14 protein-coding genes and 1 tRNA gene are annotated in these 21,586 nt (G+C 73.4%); 12 read left to right on the top strand and 3 right to left on the bottom strand.

All coding sequences use genetic code 11. The features are described 5' to 3' along the window. The first annotated feature begins 25 nt into the window (after positions 1-25). The 7 genes from WMF20_RS14680 (at position 26) to WMF20_RS14650 (ending at position 11,743) form a co-directional block, all read left to right on the top strand. A complete protein-coding gene (locus tag WMF20_RS14680) occupies positions 26-1,513 on the top strand; it encodes an HD domain-containing phosphohydrolase (protein WP_129574941.1) in 1,488 nt (495 codons plus the stop codon). Positions 1,514-1,516: 3 nt separating this feature from the next. Then, positions 1,517-2,365 (top strand): lipoyl(octanoyl) transferase LipB, encoded by an 849-nt coding sequence (gene lipB / locus WMF20_RS14675; protein ID WP_437614141.1) that lies wholly within the window; start codon positions 1,517-1,519, stop codon positions 2,363-2,365. 118 nt (positions 2,366-2,483) lie between these two features. Further along, a complete protein-coding gene (locus WMF20_RS14670) occupies positions 2,484-4,745 on the top strand; it encodes a hypothetical protein (RefSeq protein ID WP_437614139.1) in 2,262 nt (753 codons plus the stop codon). 178 nt (positions 4,746-4,923) lie between these two features. Continuing rightward, a complete protein-coding gene (locus tag WMF20_RS14665; RefSeq protein WP_437614137.1) occupies positions 4,924-5,622 on the top strand; it encodes a hypothetical protein in 699 nt (232 codons plus the stop codon). 127 nt (positions 5,623-5,749) lie between these two features. Next, on the top strand, positions 5,750-6,307 hold the full coding sequence (locus WMF20_RS14660) for a hypothetical protein (protein WP_437614135.1): 558 nt from the start codon (positions 5,750-5,752) through the stop codon (positions 6,305-6,307). A gap of 54 nt (positions 6,308-6,361) precedes the next feature. After that, positions 6,362-9,385: a hypothetical protein gene (locus WMF20_RS14655; protein ID WP_437614133.1), complete on the top strand. Its 3,024-nt coding sequence runs from the start codon at positions 6,362-6,364 to the stop codon at positions 9,383-9,385. A 264-nt stretch (positions 9,386-9,649) separates the two neighbouring features. Beyond that, positions 9,650-11,743, top strand: a complete 2,094-nt coding sequence (locus WMF20_RS14650; protein WP_437614131.1) for a S9 family peptidase — start codon at positions 9,650-9,652, stop codon at positions 11,741-11,743. Between the two features lie 125 nt (positions 11,744-11,868). On the opposite strand, the gene WMF20_RS14645 is transcribed toward WMF20_RS14650, so the two are convergent. Further along, the gene (locus tag WMF20_RS14645; RefSeq protein WP_437614129.1) at positions 11,869-12,588 is read right to left on the bottom strand and encodes a hypothetical protein; all 720 of its coding nucleotides are present in this window, start codon (positions 12,586-12,588) and stop codon (positions 11,869-11,871) included. Positions 12,589-12,816: 228 nt separating this feature from the next. On the opposite strand from WMF20_RS14645, the gene WMF20_RS14640 reads away from it, so the two are divergent. Together WMF20_RS14640 and WMF20_RS14635 are read left to right on the top strand one after the other, a co-directional pair. Next, positions 12,817-12,950 (top strand) — tRNA-Arg (locus tag WMF20_RS14640). Between the two features lie 133 nt (positions 12,951-13,083). Further along, positions 13,084-14,679, top strand: coding sequence for a TROVE domain-containing protein (locus WMF20_RS14635; RefSeq protein WP_437614127.1), 1,596 nt, complete (start codon positions 13,084-13,086; stop codon positions 14,677-14,679). A gap of 72 nt (positions 14,680-14,751) precedes the next feature. On the opposite strand, the gene WMF20_RS14630 is transcribed toward WMF20_RS14635, so the two are convergent. Both WMF20_RS14630 and WMF20_RS14625 read right to left on the bottom strand, forming a co-directional pair. Further along, positions 14,752-15,993, bottom strand: coding sequence for a hypothetical protein (locus WMF20_RS14630; RefSeq protein ID WP_437614125.1), 1,242 nt, complete (start codon positions 15,991-15,993; stop codon positions 14,752-14,754). 146 nt (positions 15,994-16,139) lie between these two features. Further along, positions 16,140-17,387 carry an aspartate kinase gene (locus tag WMF20_RS14625; protein ID WP_437617123.1) on the bottom strand — a complete coding sequence of 416 codons (1,248 nt, stop codon included), beginning with the start codon at positions 17,385-17,387 and terminating at the stop codon, positions 16,140-16,142. Between the two features lie 407 nt (positions 17,388-17,794). Between WMF20_RS14625 and WMF20_RS14620 the strand changes: the two genes are divergently transcribed. Genes WMF20_RS14620 through WMF20_RS14610 form a run of 3 tightly spaced genes read left to right on the top strand, consistent with a single transcriptional unit; the run spans position 17,795 to position 21,572 of the window. Further along, entirely contained in the window at positions 17,795-18,982 is a 1,188-nt protein-coding gene (locus WMF20_RS14620) for an ATP-binding cassette domain-containing protein (protein ID WP_437614123.1), read from the top strand. Between the two features lie 5 nt (positions 18,983-18,987). Continuing rightward, positions 18,988-19,722: an ABC transporter permease gene (locus tag WMF20_RS14615; RefSeq protein WP_129574921.1), complete on the top strand. Its 735-nt coding sequence runs from the start codon at positions 18,988-18,990 to the stop codon at positions 19,720-19,722. An 8-nt stretch (positions 19,723-19,730) separates the two neighbouring features. Further along, the gene (locus tag WMF20_RS14610) at positions 19,731-21,572 is read left to right on the top strand and encodes a GldG family protein (RefSeq protein ID WP_129574920.1); all 1,842 of its coding nucleotides are present in this window, start codon (positions 19,731-19,733) and stop codon (positions 21,570-21,572) included. The last annotated feature ends 14 nt before the right edge of the window (positions 21,573-21,586 follow it).

The raw sequence follows: 21,586 nt of genomic DNA, 5'->3' as shown, positions 1-21,586 counted from the left end.
CGGATCTGGTAGGCTTGACGGCCGCATGTCCACGTTTCCAGAAGACCGCCCTCGCATCCTCGTCGTGGACGACGAGAAGGTGATCCGCGACATGCTGGCCGACTTCCTCGGCATGGAGGGCTACTACGTCCGCACTGCGGAGGACGGGACCAGCGCGCTGAGCGAGCTCACGAAGGGCCATTACGACCTCGTGATCAGCGACCTCAAGATGCCGCGGATGGGCGGCATCGCGCTGCTGGACGAGATCGGCAAGACGGCGCCGAACGCGCTCACGGTCATCATGACGGGCTTCGGCACCGTCGAGACCGCGATCGACGCGATGAAGCGCGGCGCCTACGACTACGTGCTCAAGCCGTTCAAGCTGGACGAGGTGGTGCACGTGGTCCAGCGCGGCATCGAGAAGCAGCGGATGGCCGCCGAGAACATCCGGCTGCGCGAGGCGGTGTCGCTCTACAAGGTGAGCGAGGCGATCGCGGCGAGCCTGTCGCTCGACCAGGTGCTCGAGACCGTCGCGGACAGCTGCCTGCACGAGGTGCGCGGCGATCTCATCTCGACCTGGCTCGACGACGGCGAGGGGAGCTTCTTCGAGCGGCAGCACCTCCGCGGCTCGTCGCTCCCGCCGGAGGCCGATCTCGGGCGGCTCGATCCGGCGGTCGTGCTCGATCATTTCCGCCCCGAGGCGCTGCTCCTCGAGCAGGGCATGAAGGGGCTCAGGTTCTTCGCGGCGGAGCCGTCGCTGCCGCTCCAGTCGCTGGTCGCGGTGCCGCTCCGCATCCAGAAGCGGCTCATGGGCTTCGTCGCCGTCGCGTCGTTCACCCGGACGAAGCGCTTCGACGAGGGGCAGCGCAAGCTGCTCAGCATCATCGGCTCGCGCGCCGCGGCGGCGATCGAGAACGCGCGCCTCTACCAGGACCTCCAGGCGACGTTCCAGCAGACGATCGAGGGGCTCGCCAAGGCCATCGACAAGATGGACCGCTACACCGCGGGCCACTCGGATCGGGTCGCCGTGTACGCGGTGATGCTGGCGCAGCGGCTCGGCCTCGGCCCGCACGAGATCGAGATCGTCCGGCAGAGCGCGCTCATGCACGACATCGGCAAGATCGGGTGCGTGCTCAACCTGAACAAGCCGGGCAAGCTCACGAACGACGAGTACGAGGTGTTCAAGCGGCACCCCGTCTACGGGCGCGACATCCTCGATCCGATCAAGTTCCTGCACCCGCTCATCCCCGGCGTGCACCTGCACCACGAGCGCTGGGACGGGCGCGGCTACCCGCTCCGGATGCGGGGCAACGAGATCCCGATCATCGCGCGCATCATCTCGGTGGCCGACACGTACGACGCGATGACGAGCGACCGCTCGTACCGCCGGGCGCTCCCGCACGAGGTCGCGGTGGCCGAGATCGAGCGGTGCTCGGGCTCGCAGTTCGACCCCGAGGTCGCGGCGAGCTTCACGACGCACATCGAGGCCTACCGCGACGAGCGGCGCGCGCACGGCCAGAAGATCCCGGAGTAAACCATGCCGAACACCTCGCTCCGCGATCTCCTGGAGCCGCCGCGGGACCAGGGCGCCCAGCTCGGGCCGCCGAAGCCGCGGCGCGCGCGCGCCGTGTGGATCGGCCGGCGCCGCTACGCCCCCATCCACGATCTGCAGAAGCAGCTCGTCGAGGCGCGCGCCGAGGGGCGCATCGGCGACACGATCCTGCTCCTGGAGCACGACCCCGTCATCACGCTCGGCCCGCGGGCGAACCCGGAGAACGTGCTGCTCGACTCCGGCGCGCTGAACGAGCGCGACATCGACCTCGTCGCGACGGGCCGCGGGGGCGACGTCACCTACCACGGCCCCGGCCAGCTCGTGTGCTACCCGCTGCTCGATCTCCGGCCGGACCGGTGCGACGTGCGCAGGTACGTGCGGTCGCTCGCGGAGGTGATGATCCTGCTCGCGCGCGAGCACCACGTCGAGGGCGGCGTGGTCGACGGGATGATCGGCGTCTGGGTCGATCGCGCGGCCCCGGAGCAGTGGGGCGGCTCCGCGTGGGCGGGCGAGCTCGCCAAGCTCGGCGCGATCGGCGTGCGCCTGTCGCGCTGGCTCACCATGCACGGCTTCGCGTTCAACATCGCGGTGGACCTCAAGGCGTTCGAGCTGATCGTGCCCTGCGGCATCCGCGACCACGGCGTGACGTCGCTCCACCAGCTCACCGGGAGGACGCTCACCGTCGCCGAGGTCGCCCTCGCCAGCGCGCCGCAGCTCGCCCGCGGGCTCGAGCTCGAGGTCGACCGCGTCGAGGATCTCTCGGCGGTCGCCGATCTCGCCGGGGCGCTGCTCGCCCCGGACGCCGCGGCCGGCGAGAGCCGCAGCGCTCCGTAGCGCGGCGCGACGCGGCGAGCGAAGGCGGCGAGCGGCCGGCGACGCCGCGCGGCCGAGGCGGCGGGCCGCGCCGCCGAGGCAGTGTCGCTCGGCCGTGCCGTGGGCTAATAGCGGTCCCGTGCGCGCGCAGCCCACGACACGGCCCCGTGAAGGCGACGGCTCCCTCCTGCGCCGCGGCCCCGCGGCCCCGCGGCCGCGCTGGCGGCGCGCCCTCGCCCTGGTGCTCGCCACGGCGACCGTGGCGCTCGTCGTGTCCGCGCTCCTCGCGCCCGTCGCGGTGGTCTTCGCCGGCAGGCGCAGCGCCGCGGCGTGCCTCGCGTCGATCGAGGCGCCGCGCGGCCCCGCGCTCCCCGACTGCCGGCCCGAGATCCGCTGGTTCGCGCTGCCGTCGCGGCTGCCGTGGACCTACGGCGCGGCGAGCGCGCTGGCCGAGGAGCTCGGCGCGCGCGCCGCGGTCGCCGAGTACGTCGACGCCGCCGTCGGCCGGCCCGATGGCGCGGCGCTCGCCCGGGCGGCCGAGGCGGTGGCGACGGCCGAGGCCACGGTCGCCGCCGGCTCCAGGCGCATCACGTTCGACGAGCTGGGGCCCTCGTGCGGCGCGCCGAGCCTCGCGCGCGAGGCGGCGCGGCTCGGCGACCGCCGCGCGCTCCTCGGTCAGCCGGATCGCTGGCCCGACTGGCACGTGCGCGTGCACACCCTCCGCGCGGCGCTCGCCGAGGGCGACCTGCCGCGCGCGCTCGCGATCGCGAACGGCTACGCGGGGATGGACCCCCGCGACGAGGATCTGCGCACGACGGTCGCCGCGATCCTCTGCCTCGGCACGAGCGCGGACGCGAAGCGCGGCGCCGAGCTCCTGACGCTGATCCAGGACGACCGGGCCTCGAAGCGCCACGCGGGCATGGTGCGCAACTGGGGCGAGGTCCGCGCCGTCCTCGTCGCCTGCGCCGCCCGGGCCGGCGTGGAGCCCCCGCCGATGCCGGAAGCCCCCGAGGCCGGCGCGGCCGACGTCGTGGAGGTGCGGCTCGCGCAGCGCGCCCGCCTCGCCGCCGCCCGCGGGGACGCCGCCGAGGCGAAGGGGCGCGCCGTGCGCGCGATCCGGGACCTGCTCGCCTCCGCCGACGCGCTCGATCCGGACGCCCGCGGCGATCTGCTCGCCGTGGCGCTGGCGGAGGACGGCGCGCTCGACGCCGTCGAGGCCGCCGCGCTCGCGCGGCCGGAGGGCGACGCGACCGAGGCGGCCGGCGCGGACGCCCTCGCGGTCGTGGGCGCCGGAGCCGGCGCTGCCCCGGCGCGCCCGGCGGCCGGCGCGGCGCTCTCGCGGAGCGAGGGCTCGCTGCGCGCGCTCGACTGGCTGCCGGAGCGCGGGCTCGCGAGGCCCGTGGTCGCCGGCTCGCTGCGCGCGCGCGCCGCGGCGCGCGCCGCCGAGCTGGCCGCCGCCCCCGAGCTCTCGCCGCCCGACGGCGATGCCCTGCGGGCCGCCGCGGGAGCCCTCGCGTTGGCGGCCGCGCGCGAGCTCGCCCTCGAGGGCGACGCGCCCCGCGCGATCGACGCCCTGGACCGCGTCGGCGCGCTCGCGCCGGAGGCGGCCCGCGCGCTCGCGCGATCGAGCGCGTGGACCCTCGCCGGCGATCGCGCGCGCGCGCTCGACCTCCTCGAGCGCGCCGATCTCGCCGCGGCGCCGCCGGCCCTCCGCGCGGCCGTGCACCTGCAGCGCGCCGAGCTCCTCGCCTCGCTGGGGCGCCGGCTCGACGCCGCGCGCGCGGCGGTGCTCGCCGACGAGGAGGCCGCGGCCGCGCGCGCGGCGGGCGCCGGCGACGCGCCGCCGGGGCTCGCCGGGCTCGCGCTGCTCGAGGCGCGCGCGCGGTGGACCCGGCTCGCCCTCGCCGCCCCCCATGGCGGCTCGCCGCTCCGGCAGGGCGGCCCGCCCGCGCTGCTGCCGGCGGACCTCTCGGCCGCGTGGCCCTGGGTCGGCTTCGCGCGCCTCGACGCGCCCTGGGCGCGCGGCGACCAGCCGGCGTTCGCGCGCGCGCTCGCCGCCTGGAGCGCCGCGCGCGACGCGCCGCCGGCCACGCGCCGCGCGCTCCGCTACGCCGCCCTCCGCCGCCGGGGCGACGCGCCGCCCGCGCTCGTCCCGTACGCCGCGCTCGCGGCGCAGCTGCTCGGCGAGGGCGAAGGGGACGCCGAGGTGTGGCTCGATGCCTTCCTCGCGCTCGACGCCCCCCGCTTCTCGCTCCGACACGTCGCCTTCGCCCGGGCCGAGGCGGCGCGGTGGCGCGGAGACGACGGCAGCGCGGCCGCGTGGCAACGCCGGTACGAGGTCCTGCGCGCCGTGGCCTCCGACCCGGCCCGCGCCGAGATCGCGCGCTACCTCGGTCTCTGAGGCCCGCGCGCCCGCGCGCGCCGTGCACATCGCACCGGGACGGACCCCATCGCGCCGGCGTTCCGCGGCGTGCCCCCGAAAAACCTGGAGAGCACATCATCGTACATCTGGCGGTGGGGGTGCTCGGTTCCTACGCTACAGCCTGGCTCGCGAAGAGCTGCTCGCGGAGAGAGTCGTCATGTGTCCTCATTGCGGAAAGAACGCGCCGGTCATCCACCGCGGGCTCGCGGCGTACTGCACCGCGTGCGGCCGGGAGCGCCTGCCCTTCGCGGGCAAGTCGGTCAGCCTGGCGGGGAAGCCGTCCAGGGTCGGCGGGGCCGTCGCGGGGGCGCTCGGCTGGCTGGTCCTCATCGGGGGCACCGCGCTGGCGCTGCTCCTCGGATTGGGCGCGGCCGCGCTGTTCCCGGGCTCGATCGCCGGCCTCGCGATCGGCCTGCCGATCGGGTTCATCGCCCTGACGCTCGGTCTGCTCCTCCTCATCAGCGGGCGGAAGCTCTCCCGGTCCGGGGTGAAGGCCTCCCGCGACGCGCAGGTCCAGGCGATCTTCTCCCTCGCGTCGCACCGCCGCCGCCCGCTCACCGCGCAGGAGGTCGGCGTCGCGCTCGACCTGCCGGCCCCGGAGGCCGACGCCCTGCTCACCGAGCTCGCCAAGGAGCGCCCCGACGAGGTGGGCGTCGAGATCGGCGAGCGCGGCGAGATCCTCTACACCTTCCCCGGCGTCGCCGGGGCGGCCGGCGTCCGCTTCCCCCAGCCCTCGCTCCGCATCGATCCGGGCCACGGCGCGGCCGACCCTGCGGCGCGGATCTACGCCGACGAGCTCGAGGAGGAGGACGTGGGCGCGTCCCGCGCCTCCCCCCGCCGCGAGCAGCTCCGCTGAGCATGTCCCGCGGCGCGCGTGCTAGCCTCGCGCCGCGCGCGCCCCTCGAGCGCCCGGCGCGCGCCGTCGTCGCCCTCGCTCCCTGGTTCGGCGCGGGGGCGCCCTGGGCTGCTCGCCGCCACCGACCATGAGACGCTCCCCTGCCGCCCCGCTGACCGCCGCCGCCGCCGCGCTCGCGCTCGCCGCGCTCCTCACCCCCTCGCGGGCCGACGCCTTCGAACGGCAATGGCACGCCGGCGCCAGCATCGGGTACGCGCTCCTCGCCGACGGCGGGACGTACCCGGGGCTCGGCGGCGGCCTGCACGTCGCCTACGGGCTCACGGACGCGTTCAACGCGATCGTCGAGCTCGACACCGCGTCGCACCCGGGGGGCGATCTCATGTTCCTCGGCGCCTCGGCCGGCGCCACCTACGTCATCGATATCCTGCAGTGGGTGCCGTACATCGGCGTCATGACCGGCGCGTACGACAGCGTGCGCCTCGCGCCGTGCGGCTCGTATGGCCAGCCGAGCTGCCACCGTGGGCAGTTCGGGGTCTCGGTCCCGTTCGGCATCGACTACGCCTTCAACCGCCAGTTCGCCGCGGGCTTCGCCGGCAAGTACACGCTGCTCCTCCCCGGCGCGGGCGACGGTCCGGGGAGCTACTTCACGGCGTTCGCCCGCGCGGAGTTCCTCTGGGGCTACTAGGTCGCCGCGCGCACGGGGGAGAGGTGACCGCGAGCCCTACGGAAGGAGCGGACCGTGGAACAGCTTTGGCAGCGCGTCTCTGAGGGCAGGCACACCGCCTTGCTCGACATCGTCCCCGGCGAGCCTCCGCCCCACCTCGGGCTGCGCGTCCTGCGCGTGCGCTGCGACGTGCCGGAGGTGACGCTGGGGCCGCTGCACGAGGTGCGGACCAAGGTCGAGCGGCTCGTCGGCGGGGCGCCCCCGCTGCTCGATCAGGCGCGGAGCCGCGTCGTCTCGGGGCTCCGGCGCCGGCTCCTCGGCGACGTGCACGAGCGGATGGTCGACGTCGAGTTCATCGAGACCGCGAACCGCCTCGCGCAGCAGACCGATCGCCGGTGGGCCATCGTCTTCGACGCGGTGGAGCTCGCCGATCACGCCTCGCTCGACGTGCTGCGGCGGGTGGTGGCCCGCCCCGAGGCGCTCCGGGTCGCGCTCGTCCTGTCCTTCCGCCTGCACGCGCCCGCCGGCCCCGCCGGCGAGCTGCTCAACGCGGTGCGCGCCGCCCTCGGCGCCGACGCGATCCTCCGGCCGCCGGAGGCGACGACCACGCTGACGAGCGTGAGCGCGCCCCCGCCGCCCGCGCAGATCGCGCTGCGCGAGCTGCCCGGCGAGGTGCTCCGGGTGCTCCGGGCCGGCGCGATCGTCGGCTCGGGGTTCGAGAGCGAGCTCGTCGCCGCGCTCCTCCGCGTGGACGCGGTCGACGTGCTCGAGGCGCTGCAGCGCGCCGCCGACGCGGGCGTTCCGGTCGAGGACCGCGGCGAGGGGCGGTTCCATCTCCCGCCGGCGACCGTCGAGGCGCTCCGCGGGTCGATCCTCCCGTCGCTCGCGCGGCTGTGGCACCGGCGGCTCGCGACGCTCCTCAGCGAGGAGCCGGTCGCGCCGGACGCCCCCGCCGCGCACGAGCCGCGCGCCGCAGCGAGCGCCGCCGCGCCCGACCCCGCGAAGAGCCTCGCCGCGGCGCCTCCCGCGCCGCCCGCGCCCAGCGCCGCGCCGCCGGCGCACGCCGCGGCGCCGCCGACCCAGCACGCGGCCACCCTGGCGCCGGCCGTCGAGCGGCACCTCGCCAGCGGCACTGGCCTGAGCGCGCCGCGCGGCGACGAGGCGGCCGCGCGGGCCGCCGGGCTGGCGAGGCCCGGCGCGGCGGGGCCGATCGCGACCACCCCGTCGTCCACGTCGATCCCCGCCGTCGCGACGCCGCGCACGAGCGCCGCGATGCCCCCGCCGACGGCCGCCTCGCCGGGGGCGCCCGCCGCCGCCGCGCTGCACGGCCACGAGGGCAGCGGCGCGGCGGCCGCCGACGAGCGGGACAAGGGCGCCGACGCCGCGCTCCTGGCGGCGCGCGGCGGGGTACCTCGCGCGGCGGAGACGCTGCGGCCGCCGCCGGCCGCGGCTTATGCCGGCGGCCCGCCCATGAACAGCGCGCGCCGCGCGCCGCCGCGCGTCGGCCAGGACCGGTCCACGCCGATCGCGCCCGCCGGGCCGGGCAACCCGCCATGGCCCTACGCCGAGCTGTTCCACCGCAACCCGGAGAGCCGCCGCCTCTCCGAGCCGCCCGAGTCCGTCCGGTTCGACGCCCCGCCCGACTCGCTGGACGCGCCCATCCCGGGCCCGGTGCGGGTGCCCCGCGATCTCGCGCCCGGCGGCGCCGGCGCCCCGGCGGACGAGCCGAGCCGCTCGCTCCGCGGGGCCGCGCTGCGCGTCCCCGCCGCGCTGTCCGAGCGGTCGTCTCCCGGCGGATCCCGCCCGTCCTTCCGGCCTCCGGCGACCGACGCCGCCGGCGGAGCGCGCGTCGACCCGGCGCGCGCGGCGGCCGAATCGCTGCGCGGCGCGGCGCCGCTCGGCGTGTCCATGCACCCGGCCCCGCCGGAGCCCGACCCCGCCGAGGCGCCGAGCGCCGCGCCCGGCGCCGGACGCCGGCCCCACGACGCGCGCGCGGCAGCCCACCTGACCGAGGCCGGCGAGCTCGAGGAGGCGGCGCGGCGTTACCGCGCGGCCGCGGCGGAGGCGGCCGCCATGGGCGCGTACCCCCAGGCGCTGAGCTACGGGCAGAAGGCGCTCGCGCTGCTCGACGGCCTGCCGTCCACCCCCGCGCGCCGGCGGCTCCGCATCGGCGCGCTCGCGGGCATCGCCCGGGTGCAATGGCAGGCGGCCGTCCCGGATCCGGCGTTCACGCTCGCGGGCGCGCTCGAGGTGCTCGACGCCGCGCGGGCGCTCCTCACGCAGGGCGACCCGCCGGAGCTGCACGCCGAGGTCGCCGCGCTCATCGCGAGCGTCTGCTACGACGTCGGCGACCTGCGCTCGCTGGAGCGCGCGCTGGAGGAGCTCACGACGGCGAGCCGCCTGCTGCTCGACGCCGGGGACGCGCTCGGCTCGGCCCGGCTGCTCAACGATCAGGCGGCGGTCTACGTGCGCATGGGCGATCCCGTCCGGGCGACGCACCTCCTCACCGAGTCGCGCCGGGTCTTCGAGGAGCGGGCCCGGGTCGATCCGCTGGCGCGCGTCGAGCTGGCCGAGACGGATCACCTCTTCGCGCGGATCCCGCTCCACGTCCCCGCCCGGCCCGGGCGCGAGTCCGACGCCCTGTCGATGGGGATCGATCACGCGCTCGCCGCCGAGCGCACCTACAAGCAGCTCGGCGACACCCGGGAGCTCGCCCGGGTGTGGGAGACGATCGGCCGGCTGGAGCTCCGCAAGGGCCGCCTCGATCGCGCGACGCAGCGCCTCACCGCGGCGATCGAGGCCGAGGAGGCGCTCGGCGATCTCATCGGGCTGGCCCGCTCGACGGCCGCGCTCGCGGAGGTGCTCTCGGCGAAGGGGCTGCACCGCGAGGCGCTCTCGCTCCTGGCCGAGTCCATGGCGATGAACCTGGAGAAGGGCTCGCCGCTCGGGCTCGCGTACAACCGCCGGGCCTTGAACGCGCTCGTCCCGAACATCTCGCTCCAGGGGGAGGAGGCCGAGCTGCTGCGGAATATCGCGGCGGAGCTCGCGGCGGCGGAAGCGGCCCTCGGCCGCCTGAAGCTCCCCGGCGAGCCCGACTGAGCCGCCCCGCGAGCCCGACGGAGCAGCCCCGGTCGCCGCCGCGGCCTCGGGGCTCGCCGGGGGGTGGTGGCCCAATTTGCCCCGGAGTGATTCACATGAAGGCGGGAAGGCAGGAAGATCATTGATCTTTTCTTCCCGCCTTCCCGCCTTCATGTTCAAATCCGGCCACCACCCGCCGGGGCGCCGCCGCGCCGGCGATCCGGGCCGGTCGCGCCGCGGCCTTTGACCTTGCCGGGGCGCGGCCGCTCCGGCGAAATGCGCCGCATGTCGTCCCGCTCGACGCGGCGCCCGCGCCACGACGGCGCGCTGCGCCCCTTGGTCGGCTTGTTGGCCCTCTCCGCCGCGTGCGCGCCCGCCCCGACGGCGCCTGCGCCGGCCGCGCCCCGGCCCGCAGCGCCCGCGCCTTCGCCGTCGGCCCCCGCCGAGGCGGCGCGGCCTGCGCCCGCGCCGGAGCGGCCGGGGTACGAGGGGCACGGCGCGGCGAGCGTCGCTCCCGAGATCCTGGCGCGTTACGCCCCGCCTCCGCTCCCGGACGACGTGTCGCGCCGGATCCAGGCGCTGCTCGACGTGCGCGCGCCCGGGGGCGGCGTCCTCGGGCCGGACGGCAAGGCGCTCTACTTCACCTGGACGATCACGGGGACGAGGCAGGTCTTCCGGCTCGACGGGCCGCAGCGCTTCCCGCTGCAGCTGACGGGCGGCGAGGATCCGACGGTGGTGGTGGACGTCACGCCGGGCGGCGCGCACCTCGTCCTCTCGCGCGATCGCAAGGGCGAGGAGAACCCCGGGCTCTATCTCCAGGACGCGAAGGGCGGGCCGCTCCTCGCCATCCAGCACGAGCCCGGCGTGCAGACGCAGCTGCAGCTCGTCTCCGACGACGGGCGAACCGTCTATCACCGGGCCAACGACATCAAGAAGGACGCGTATGCCATCTACCGGTATGACATCGCGTCGAAGCAGCGCGAGCTCGTGTTCGATCGCGAGGGCATCTGGCGCGCCGTGGACGCCGCGGCCGGCGGCCGCCTGCTGCTCGCCAAGGACGTCGGCTCCAACATGAGCGAGCTCTACGAGTGGGCGCCGGGCGCGCCGGGCGCCGCGAAGGCCGATCCCGCGGCCGGGACGCTGACTCCCCTCTTCGGGCAGGGCGAGCGCGAGGACTACAGGGCCATGTACGGCGCGGCGCCCGGCGAGGTCCTCGTCCTCACGCCGCGCCTCGGGGAGCACCGCCGGCTCTACAGCTGGAAGGCGGGGAAGCTCACGCCGATCACGCCGGAGATCCCGTTCGACGTCAGCGCCTTCTCCATCGATCGGGCGCGGAGGCGGGTGCTCTACACGGTGAACGAGCGGGGCTACACGCGGCTCCGCGCGCTCGACGCGAGGTCGTACCGCGAGGTCAAGCTGCCCGCGCTGCCGGCGGCGGATCACGTGGTGCCGGTCGCGACGACGCCGGACGGCCGGTTCACGACGCTGCTCCTGGAGACCTCGAGGGCGCCGGCGGCGAGCTATGTCCTCGACTGGACGACCGGCAAGCTGACGCAGTGGCACACCCCGAGCACGCCCGAGATGCCGCCGGACGCGTTCGCGGCGGTCACGCTGGAGTCCTATCCGGCGCGCGACGGCGCGCAGATCCCGATGTTCGTGCGGCGCCCTGCCCAGTGCGAGCGGCCGTGTCCGGTGATCGTCCATTTCCATGGCGGCCCGGAGAGCCAGACCAGGGCGGGGTTCAACGCGCGGGCGCAGATCTTCGTGGACGCGGGGTTCGTGTTCGTCGAGCCGAACGTCCGGGGGAGCGACGGATACGGCAAGACGTGGCTGCACGCGGACGACGGCGCGAAGCGGCTCGACGTGGTCACGGACATCGAGGACGCCGCGAAGTTCGTCAGGGCGAGCTTCGGTCACGAGGGCCGGCCGCCGAGGGTCGGCGTCTTCGGCGGCAGCTACGGCGGCTACGCCGCGCTGATCGGCATGACGATGTTCGCCGGCGCCTACGACGCGGGCGCGGCCGTCGTCGGCATGAGCAACCTGGTGACGTTCCTCCAGAACACCGCGCCTTACCGGCGCATCCTCCGGATCTCCGAGTACGGTGATCCCGAGAAGGACCGGGAGGCGCTGCTCAAGCTGTCGCCGATCACCTACCTCGATCGCGTGAAGGCGCCTCTGCTGATCATGCAGGGGGTGACCGATCCGCGCGTGCCCGCGGGCGAGTCGGTGCAGATCCAGCAGGCGCTGGAGGCGAAGAAGATCCCGTCGGAGCTCATCCTGTTCGCCGACGAGGGGCACGGGGTGCAGAAGCGCGACAACCAGGTGCTCCAGTACGGGCACCTGGTGCGGTTCTTCCGGACGCACCTCGGGGCGCGGTAGGCCCGTATTCCCGACGGCTCGACATCGGTGCTCCCCGCGCCGCGCGGCGAGCGCGCTCGCCTCGGCCCCACGGCGTCGAGGCCTGCGCGTCGGACGCGGTCAGGCGCCGGAGAGGACAGGAGGCTTCACGCGGCGCGGGTGGCCGGACGCTGCGCCGGGCTCACCGGCTCGCCGGGGGCGCGGCCCGCGCCGGCGAGATCGTCGAAGATCTGCGGCATCAGGGGCACCTTGCCGTGGAGCCGGAGCACGCACTCCACGAGGAGCTTCGCCGCACCGTAGACGGTGAGCCACTCGGCGCGCGCGGCCTTCACCTCGGGGGTCATCGTGCGGCGGGCGAGCCGGGTCTTGCGCACGCTCCGGAGGAACGGATCGAGGGCACCCCGGGCGCGCTCCAGCTCGGCCCCCCACGCCTCGCCCTCGGGCAGCGGACGCTTGCGCTGCTCGAGCACCTCCGCCGCGTGCGCCAGCGCCTCGGCGAGCTTCGCGGGGCGGGCGCGGAGCACCGTGGCGAGGCTCTGGCCCTGAAGGAGGTCGCGGGCGAGCGCGACCCCGCCGGGCCGAGACGCGGCGCGCTCGACGAGGCGGCGCAGCAGGTCGCGGCCCCGCGCGACCGCGTCGGCCTGGCGTCTCCTCGCGGCGCTGGACGCCGGGGCCGCCGCCGCAGCCGCGATCGCCTCCAGCATCGCCTTGCGCGAGGCCGCGGTCGCGGCGTCGAGCCGCGCCGCGACGGCGCGCAGCGCCTGCTGGAAGCCCGCGTCGACCGGCACGACGAGCGTCCGGATCTGCGACGCGGTGAAGCGGCCGTATTCCTCGATATCGCGCTGATAGATGTAGGAATCGGACATGGGGGCAGCTCCACGGCGCAACGGGCGGGCCCAGCCAGAGCTCTCTACCCGAGCCGCGCGAGCGGCGGGAGGGGATTTCGTGGGCTTCACCCCTCTATCCCAGCATCTACGGTTTTATCCTTCGGGATAGGCCATCCTCGTGCCCGGCGCTCGTTCCGCGCGGCTCCCCCCGGAAAACCCCGCCCGAGGCCGCCTGGCATCCTCCCTGCAATAACCCCCAGCGTCCACGCCAGAGTAGCTCAGCGGTAGAGCGCGAAAACAACTCCGGACGGTGTTCTCCGGCGCGATGAGCGCCGGCAGTGAGATCCGGGGTTACTTCCCTCCTAAGGACGAGGTCGCGGGTTCGAATCCCGCCTCTGGCACAAGGGCGCAGCGCGGCAGTGAGCGTCACGGCTCCTTCGTTTCGACACGACAAACCCCGTGACCACCATCCTCCGCGCTGCGCCCGCTCTCTCGACCCCTCGCCGCGCGTGCGCCGAGGGAGGAGGTGTCATCATGGCGTTCTTTCAGCATCTCAAGCGTAAGGCTCAGCGCGACAGCGCCTCGCACCTGAACTGGATGGGCGGGCGCTCCTACGACATCGCCGATCCGCTGAAGCGCCTCCGCCTCGCGGCCTCCTCGTGCTTCTTCGGCGAGCCCATGTACTACCACCGCGATCCGGCGGACCCGCGCCCGGCGAAGGCCAAGAAGAAGGCGGCCGACCGCGCGCGCCTCTCCGACGCGGACGTGAAGCGCCTGCGCGAGACGCTCGGCGCCGTGGATCCGGCCGAGTGGCGCGCGCTCTCGCCGGCGGCGCTGATCGAGAAGGCCATCGACGAGGCGCTCGCGGCCGACCCGGAGGCGACGCTCGCCGAGGCGGCGCGGCTGCGCGAGGAGGAGCACCTCCGCACGACGCCGCAGGTCATCCTGGTGCGGGCGGCGAACGCCGCCGCGGTGCGCGGGACCGGCCTCGTGCGCCGCTTCGCGCCGCGCATCCTGAAGCGCGCGGACGAGCCGGCGGTCGCCCTCGCGTACCAGCTCTACCGCTTCGGCAAGCCGGTGCCGAACGCGCTGAAGCGCGCGCTGCGCGACGCCCTCGAGCGCTTCGACGATCACGCCCTCGCGAAGTACCGGCTCGAGGGCAAGGGGAGCAAGACCGTGGACGTCGTGAACCTCGTGCACCCGAAGAGCCCGAGCGTCGACCGCCTCGCGAAGGGCGCGCTCCGCGCGACCGGCCGCACCTGGGAGGCGATCGTCTCGGCCCGCGGCTCGAACCGGTGCGCGTGGCGCAAGGCGCTGCCGGCCATGGGCCACATGGCCCTCTTGCGCAACCTGCGCAACCTCATCGAGGCGGGCGTGCCGGCCGAGGCGTTCCTGCCGAAGCTCGTGGCGACGGCCGCGGAGGGCAAGCAGCTGCCCTTCCGGTACTACAGCGCCTACCGGGCGGTGAAGGGGTGCGCGCCGGGCGCCGTGCTGGACGCGGTGGAGCAGTGCCTGCACCGCGCGCTCGGCGAGGTGCCGCGCTTCCCGGGCCGGGTGATGGTGCTCTGCGACAACAGCGGATCCGCGCAGGGCACGACCACGAGCAGCCTCGGCACCATGCGCGTCTCCACGATCGCGAACCTCACGGGGGTCGTGGCCGGGATGCGCGCGGACGACGGGCACCTCGGCGTGTTCGGCGACCGGCTCGAGACCTTCGCGGTGCGCAAGCAGGAGAGCGTGTTCTCGCAGCTCGACCGCGCGGAGCAGATCGCCCGCACGATCGGGATGGCGACCGAGAACGGCGTGTGGCTGTTCTGGGATCGCGCGATCCGCGAGCGGCAGCGCTGGGACGCGGTGTTCGTGCTGAGCGACATGCAGGCCGGCCACGGCGGCCTCTACGGGTCGCGCCCGAAGGACTACGCGGACTTCGCCTGGAACGGGCACTACATCGACGTGGCCAAGCTCGTCGCGGCGTACCGCGCGGCCGTGCACCGCGACGTGCGCGTGTTCCTGGTGCAGGTCGCCGGCTACCAGGACACCCTGGTGCCCGAGTTCTACGATCGCACGTACATCCTCGGCGGCTGGGGCGAGGGGCTCCTGCGCTTCGCCGCGGCGATGGCGCAGGCGTAGCGGCGCGCGCCGGACGAGGCGCCACCCCCGCGCGTCGCCGCGGCGATGCGCGGGGGCGGCGCCGTCACGCCGTCACTCCGAGCCCGGCTGCGGCTCGGAGGAGCAGCTCGTCCTCGTGCCGCACATGCCGCTGGCCGGGAGGAAATCGGCGCACGGATCGACGACCTGCAAGGTCCAGAGACACCCGTCCAGCGAGCTGAATCCATCGACCTGCTGCCAGGTCGTCGCCGCGTCCGCGAAGACCGGCCCCTTGTGGCACGCGTCATCCAGGGGCGCGTACCCGCGGTAGTAGATGTCGTTGCCGATCTGGAGCTTCGCGACGCCCTCCCCAGGATCGGTGTCCGCGACGATGTTGCCGTAATTCACCACGCTCCCCTGCGACCAGGGCACCGCCGCCACGTTGCGGAGCCGGACCTTCACCCCACCCCACCGGTCATGAAAGCTCGCGTCCGCGGCCGAGCTCAGCGACGCGACCTCTTCCGCGGTCAGCGCGTGCGGCTCTGGCAAGGGCGCGCGCGCGTCCCCGACCTTCTCCATCTTGGTGAGATAGGCGAGCTGGCGCTGCCGGGTCTTGCTCTCGACGTACGGCAGGGGATCAGCGCTGCAATCCTCCCAGCACTGGTGCTCGTCGGCCTCGCACGCCGCCTCGTCGTCGTGACATGCGCGCTCCTCCTCATCGCACTGGAGATCTCCGCATGTGTCCGCGCCGCAGAAGTCCAGCAGGAAATAGGACGTCTCTCCGACCACGTTCAGGACGTCTCCCGGCATGACGTCATCGGGGATCTCCCCCCCGGCGGGCTCCTCGCCGAGCTTGGCGCAATACAGCTTCCCGCCGGACCCCGTGGTGGCGTCGCTCCCCCGATCCACGGCGAGGATTCCGGAGTAGGGCGCGGTCTCGGTCAGCCCCGGCGCGGAGAGATACACGCCGTAGGTACAGCGGCCCGCGCTGCTCTGGGACACCAGGAACTTCGGGCTCATCGCCACGACGCCCCTCACCTCCACGATCCCCGACGCGACCGTGCCCATGGTGACGTCCTGGATCGTCACCACCTGGGCCGGCGGCGGATCCTCCGTCCCTCCCCCGCCCCCACCGGCGCTCCCCGTCGTGGCCGCCCCCGCCTCGCCCCCGCTGCCGCCCTCTCCCGCGTTCGTCCCTGCCCCGCTGCCGCCCGTGCTGGTCGTCCCTCCGGGCCCCCCTGGCCCCGCCGGCGCGCCGTCGCTGTTCCCCTCCGGCTGACACCCGCCGGCGCCCACGAGGAGCGCCACGGCGCAGAGCGCCCCCAGCCCCAGCAGCCCAACATCCCTGCTACGCATGCGAACCTCCACGACGACAAAGAGAACGCCGTGCGCCCCTCGCGGAGCGATCGCGACGCCATAACGCAACGCGCTGCGAGCAGCCGCACCGACCATGTCGGTGAGCCGCTCACAGCGAGCGCATTACGACCGTAGCACAGGTTGCGTTACGCTTTTGCGCCGAGCCCGAAGCCGTCGTGCAGCGCGCGGACGGCGAGCTCAGCGTACTTCGTCGAGACCAGGCACGAGATCTTGATCTCGCTCGTGGAGATCGCCTGGATGTTGATCCCCTCGGCCGCGAGCAGCTGGAACATCCGCGCCGCCACGCCCGAGTGCGTGCGCATCCCGAGGCCGACGATCGACACCTTCACGATGTCCTCCTCGTAGCGGATGCCCACCGCGCGCACGCCGCCGGCGATCTTCTCCATCACCAGCTTGGCCCGCGGAAGATCGGCCTTGCCGACCGTGAAGGTCACGTCGGCCTTCACCTCGCCGGACGCGCCGCGCGCCTCCAGGCCGTAGCTCGGCGCGTTCTGGATGATCATGTCGACGCTGATGTTCTCCTCGGCCAGCGCGCCGAAGATCTGCGCCACGACGCCCGGCTTGTCGTCGACGCCGACCAGCATCACCCGCGCCTCGTTGCGGTCGAGGGCCACGCCCGTCACCGTCACGCTCTCGAGCGACTGCTCCTCGCCGACGACCCACGTGCCCGGCACGTCCGAGAACGACGACCGCACGTGCACCGGGACACCATACTTCATCGCAACCTCCACGCTCCGTATCTGAAGGACCTTCGCGCCCAGCGAGGCGAGCTCCAGCATCTCTTCGTAGCTGATCCGCTCGATCTTCCGCGCCGTCTTGCAGATGTTCGGGTCCGTCGTGTAAACGCCGTCGACGTCCGTGTAGATCTCGCACTCGGCGCCCACCGCCGCCGCGATCGCCACCGCGCTCGTGTCGCTGCCGCCGCGCCCGAGCGTCGTGATGTTGCCCGCGTCGTCCACGCCCTGGAAGCCGGCGACCACCGCGATCTTCCCCCCCGCCAGCGCCTCGTGCAGCCGCTGGGCGTCGATCGCCTTGATCCGCGCCTTCGTGTACGCGCTGTCCGTCAGGATCTTCAGCTGGTGGCCGAGGAAGCTCCGCGCCTTGCCGCCCTGCGCCTGGATCGCGATCGCCATCAGCGCCGCCGAGACCTGCTCGCCGGTCGCCGCGAGCGCGTCCATCTCCCGCGCGTCGGGGACCGGCGCGATGTCCGACGCCAGCTTGAGCAGCCGGTTCGTCTCGCCGGCCATCGCGCTCACGATGACCACGACGTCATGGCCGGCCTGCTGTGTGGCGAGCGCCCGGGCGGCCGCCCGCTGGATGCGCTCGATGGACCCGACGGACGTGCCGCCGAACTTCTGGACGATGAGGCTCACGCGAGGTGTGGCCAACTAGTCCAACATGGACGCCCGGGTCAAGAGGAAATTTGACAGCGGCGTGAAGCAGACGAACACGGCACGACCGGGACACGCCGACCGGGACACGCCGGGGGGAGCGCCGCCGTCCCACCCACCCACGCAAACCGTGGATACCCCGGACAACCGCGCCGCGCGCGGGGCCGCGCGCGGGCCCGGCGGCCGGGAATAAACCCCCGGCTCAGCCGCTTCGGGTCGGCGCTGTTGACACAGATCCCCCCGCCGCTACGATGGCGCCCCCTTCGCCTGGGTAATGGGCGATCCAGGGCCCCGACGGCGAGGTTGCCGGTGAGGGGCGGGGGATCGCCAGGGGCGAACCGCGGAGCAGGGCGCTCCGCTTCTCAAGGAACCATCGTAAGGAGGTCATTTTGGCTAGCGATGTGATGATCGAGGCGAGCTCGCTGACCAAGCGCTATGGGTCGCTGCGCGCGCTCGACAAGGTGAGCTTCGAGGTCCATCGCGGCGAGGTCGTCGGCTTCCTCGGACCAAACGGGGCCGGCAAGTCGACGACGATGCGCATCCTCACCTGCTTCATCTCGGCCTCGGCCGGGACGGCGCGGGTCCACGGATACGACGTCTTCGACGAGCCGCTCGATGTCCGGCGCAAGCTCGGGTACCTGCCCCAGCGCGCCCCGCTCTACGGCGAGATGAACGTCTGGGAGTACCTGTCGTTCGTCGCGGACATGCGCGGGCTCGACCAGTCGGTCTTCAAGAAGCGGATGAAGGGGATCGTCGAGGTGTGCGGCCTCGCCCAGGTGCTCGGTAAGGACATCGGCACCCTCTCCCACGGCTATCGCCAGCGCGTCGGCCTCGGCCAGGCGCTCGTCCACGACCCGCCGATCCTCATCCTCGACGAGCCGACGAGCGACCTCGACCCGAACGAAAAGGCGGAGGTCATCCGTTACATCAAGGAGATCGGCAAAGAGCGGACGATCCTCCTGTCCACCCACAACCTCTCCGAGGTCGAGGCCGCCTGTGCCCGCGCCATCATCGTCTCCAAGGGGCGCGTCGTCGCCGACGGCCCCCTCGACGACATCCGCGCGAAGAGCGGCAAGGTCCGCTACGTCGTCACCGTCCACGAGAAGAAGGTCTTCGAGGGCGGCGACGGCTACCGGTCGAGCGCGCGCAAGCCCCCGACGGCCCAGGAGGTCCAGGAGGCGCTCGCCGGGCTGCCCGGCGTCACCAGCGTCACCGAGCTGCCGACCGACGACAGCGCCCACAGCTTCCAGCTCCTCGGCGCGCTCGGCGGCGACGTCCGGCCCGAGCTCTTCCAGCTCATCGTGCAGAAGGGCTGGCTCCTCCTCGAGATGCGCCGCGACTCGCAGAGCCTCGAGGACGTGTTCAAGGCGCTCACGCGCGGCGACGAGCGCAAGGACCGCGGCCGCCGGCTGATCACCGACGACCTCGACGACGAGGACGAGGCGAGCGCCGCGGCCGACGACGAGGACGAGGACGACGAGGACGAAGACGAGGACAGCGCCGGCGACGAGGCGAAGCGCGCCGGCGACGAGGACGAAGGCGCCGACGACGAAGCGCCGGCCAAGAAGAAGGGCTGAACGGTATGAGCACCACCCTGACCATCGCGAAGCGGGAGTTCCGCTCCAACTTCGATTCCCCCCTGGCCTATGTCGTGATCTGCTTCGGGCTGATCGCGCTCGGCGTCACCTTCTTCTTCATGAACGGCGGCTTCTGGCAGGCGGACCGCGCCTCGCTCGTGCAGCTGTTCTCGTGGGCGCCGATCGGGCTCTCCTTCCTCATCATCCCCGTCATCACGATGCGGCTCCTCGCCGAGGAGAAGCGGAGCGGCACGCTCGAGATGCTGATCACCCTGCCCGTGCAGGACCACGAGGTCGTCCTCGGCAAGTTCCTCGGGGCGTGGGGGCTCGTCCTCGTGCTCGTCTTCTCGACCATCCTCTACCCGATCCTGATGTTCTCGTGGCCGTGGCACCTCGGCGCGCTCGACAGCGGGCCGGTGATCTCGGGCTACATCGGCCTCGTGCTCTACAGCGCGGCGGCGGTCTCGATCGGCCTCCTCATCTCGTCGCTGACGGACAGCCAGGTGATCGCCTTCTTCATCACCTTCCTGCTGCTCGGGTTCCTGCACGGCGTGGACAACCTCGCCGACTACGCCCCGTCGGCCATCCGCGACATCCTCGCCTTCATCAGCTTCGACACCCGCCTCACGCCGTTCGCGCGCGGCATGGTGTCCACCCGAGACATCGTCTTCTTCCTCTCGATCACCGCGGGCTGCCTCATGGCCGCGTTCAGGGCGCTTGAGCGCAGGAAGTGGGCGTAAGGATTACCATGGAACGCAAAGCCAAAGCCGCGACGCAGACAGGCGTCTATCTGGCCATCGTGGCCGCCATCCTCGTGGTGGCCAACGTCATCTCGCACGGCGTTTACAAGCGCTTCGACATGACGAAGACCGAGAGGTTCACCCTCTCGAAGGGCTCGGCCCACCTCGTCCGCGAGGGGCTCAAGCAGGATCTCCAGATCGACGTCTACGTCACCCGGGGGCTCCCGAAGCACGAGGCGTTCATCCAGGACCTCACCGACCTGATGAACGAGTACGAGCAGGCCTCGAACGGCAAGCTCCACTACTCGATCATCGAGGCGAAGACGGACGAGCAGCGCGCCGCCGCCAAGGAGGCGGGCCTGCAGGAGGCCGCGTTCGGCGAGGGGAGCGAGACCGGCCAGGACCAGGCGACGATCACCCGCGGGTTCATGGGCATCGCCTTCAAGTACGGCAGCGAGAAGGAGGCGATCCCGATGCTCTCGCCCGATCAGGGGCAGGGCCTCGAGTTCTGGATCACGAACACCATCCGGGAGATCCGCGACAAGGCGGACGGCATCGACACGAAGATCGGCGTCGTGACCGGCAAGGACGAGATCAAGCTCACCGACCCGAACCTCGTCGCCTCGCAGGGCGGCCGGGGCGGCCCGTCGATGCGGGCGCTGCTCGAGCACCACTTCCCGTTCTACAAGTTCGAGGACGTCGACCTGAAGGGCGGCGACGCCGAGATCAACAAGGAGCTCTCCGGCCTCGTCATCACGCAGCCGGGCAAGGAGTTCACCGAGAAGGAGCTGCGCCGCATCGACCAGTTCCTGATGCTCGGCGACAAGTCGCTCGCCGTGTTCGCCGGCGCGGTGAACCTCAAGGCGTCCGACCCGTCGATGAAGGCGACGCTCAACACCTGGGGCCTCGAGAAGCTGCTCGACGGCTACGGCGTCGAGATGAAGAAGGAGGCGATCCTCGACTGGAGCCGCTCGATGGCCATCCCGGTCCAGTCGCAGTCGGGCCAGCTCATGTGGTTCCGCGCGCCGGGCATCCTCCAGCTCCAGGAGGACAGCCGCTTCGACGAGAACGAGCAGATCCTCGACTCGTCGTTCCCCGGCTTCTTCCGCCTCCCCGAGCTCGCCTTCCCCTTCCCGTCGACCCTCGTGCCGCACCCGGAGAAGCAGCCCGAGGCGGCGATGAAGGTCGTCGCGCGCTCCACCCCGAAGACCACGGCCGACACGTCCGAGACCATCGACATGAAGTTCTCGGCCGACTGGAAGCCGAAGGGCGAGTACGCGCAGCGCGCGATCGGCGTGACGATCGAGGGCAAGCTCAAGAGCGCCTTCGGCGGCCAGGAGGGGCTCGGGATCACCGCGCCCGCGGAGAGCGCGAGCCCGAGCCGGATCCTCGTGCTCTCGGCGTCGCAGTTCCTCGCGAACCCGTTCGCCCGCGCGGGCAACCCGCCCCCCATGCCGCCGCAGATGGCGATGATGGGCGGGATGGGCGGCGACGAGGACCTCCTGATGCTCTCGCAGCCCTACGCGCAGAAGTACCTGACCGCCACCATCCTGGCGTTCAAGAACACCCTCGACTGGATGGCGGGCGACAGCACGCTGCTCGCGGCGACCGCGAAGATGTTCGGCGAGACCAACCTGACCTACGCGGACATCGAGAAGCCGAAGCAGGAGGCTTCGGACGACGAGGCCACGCTGGCCAAGAAGGCCGAGGAGTACCGGGCGGAGCGCAAGACCGTGCAGCAGCGCGTGCAGTGGACGCTCACGCTCCTGCCGGCGATCCTCTTCGCGGCGTTCGGCATCGTCCGGTGGCGGCGGCGCGAGAGCGCGCGCGAGAACATCACGCTCGACTGACGCAGTGCGATGGT

The organism is Sorangium sp. So ce834 (assembly GCF_051521425.1).
GTDB classification, from domain to species: domain Bacteria; phylum Myxococcota_A; class Polyangia; order Polyangiales; family Polyangiaceae; genus Sorangium; species Sorangium cellulosum_D.
The sequence above is the reverse complement of the archived record's forward strand: the minus strand, read 5'-3'. Positions and strand labels throughout refer to the sequence as shown.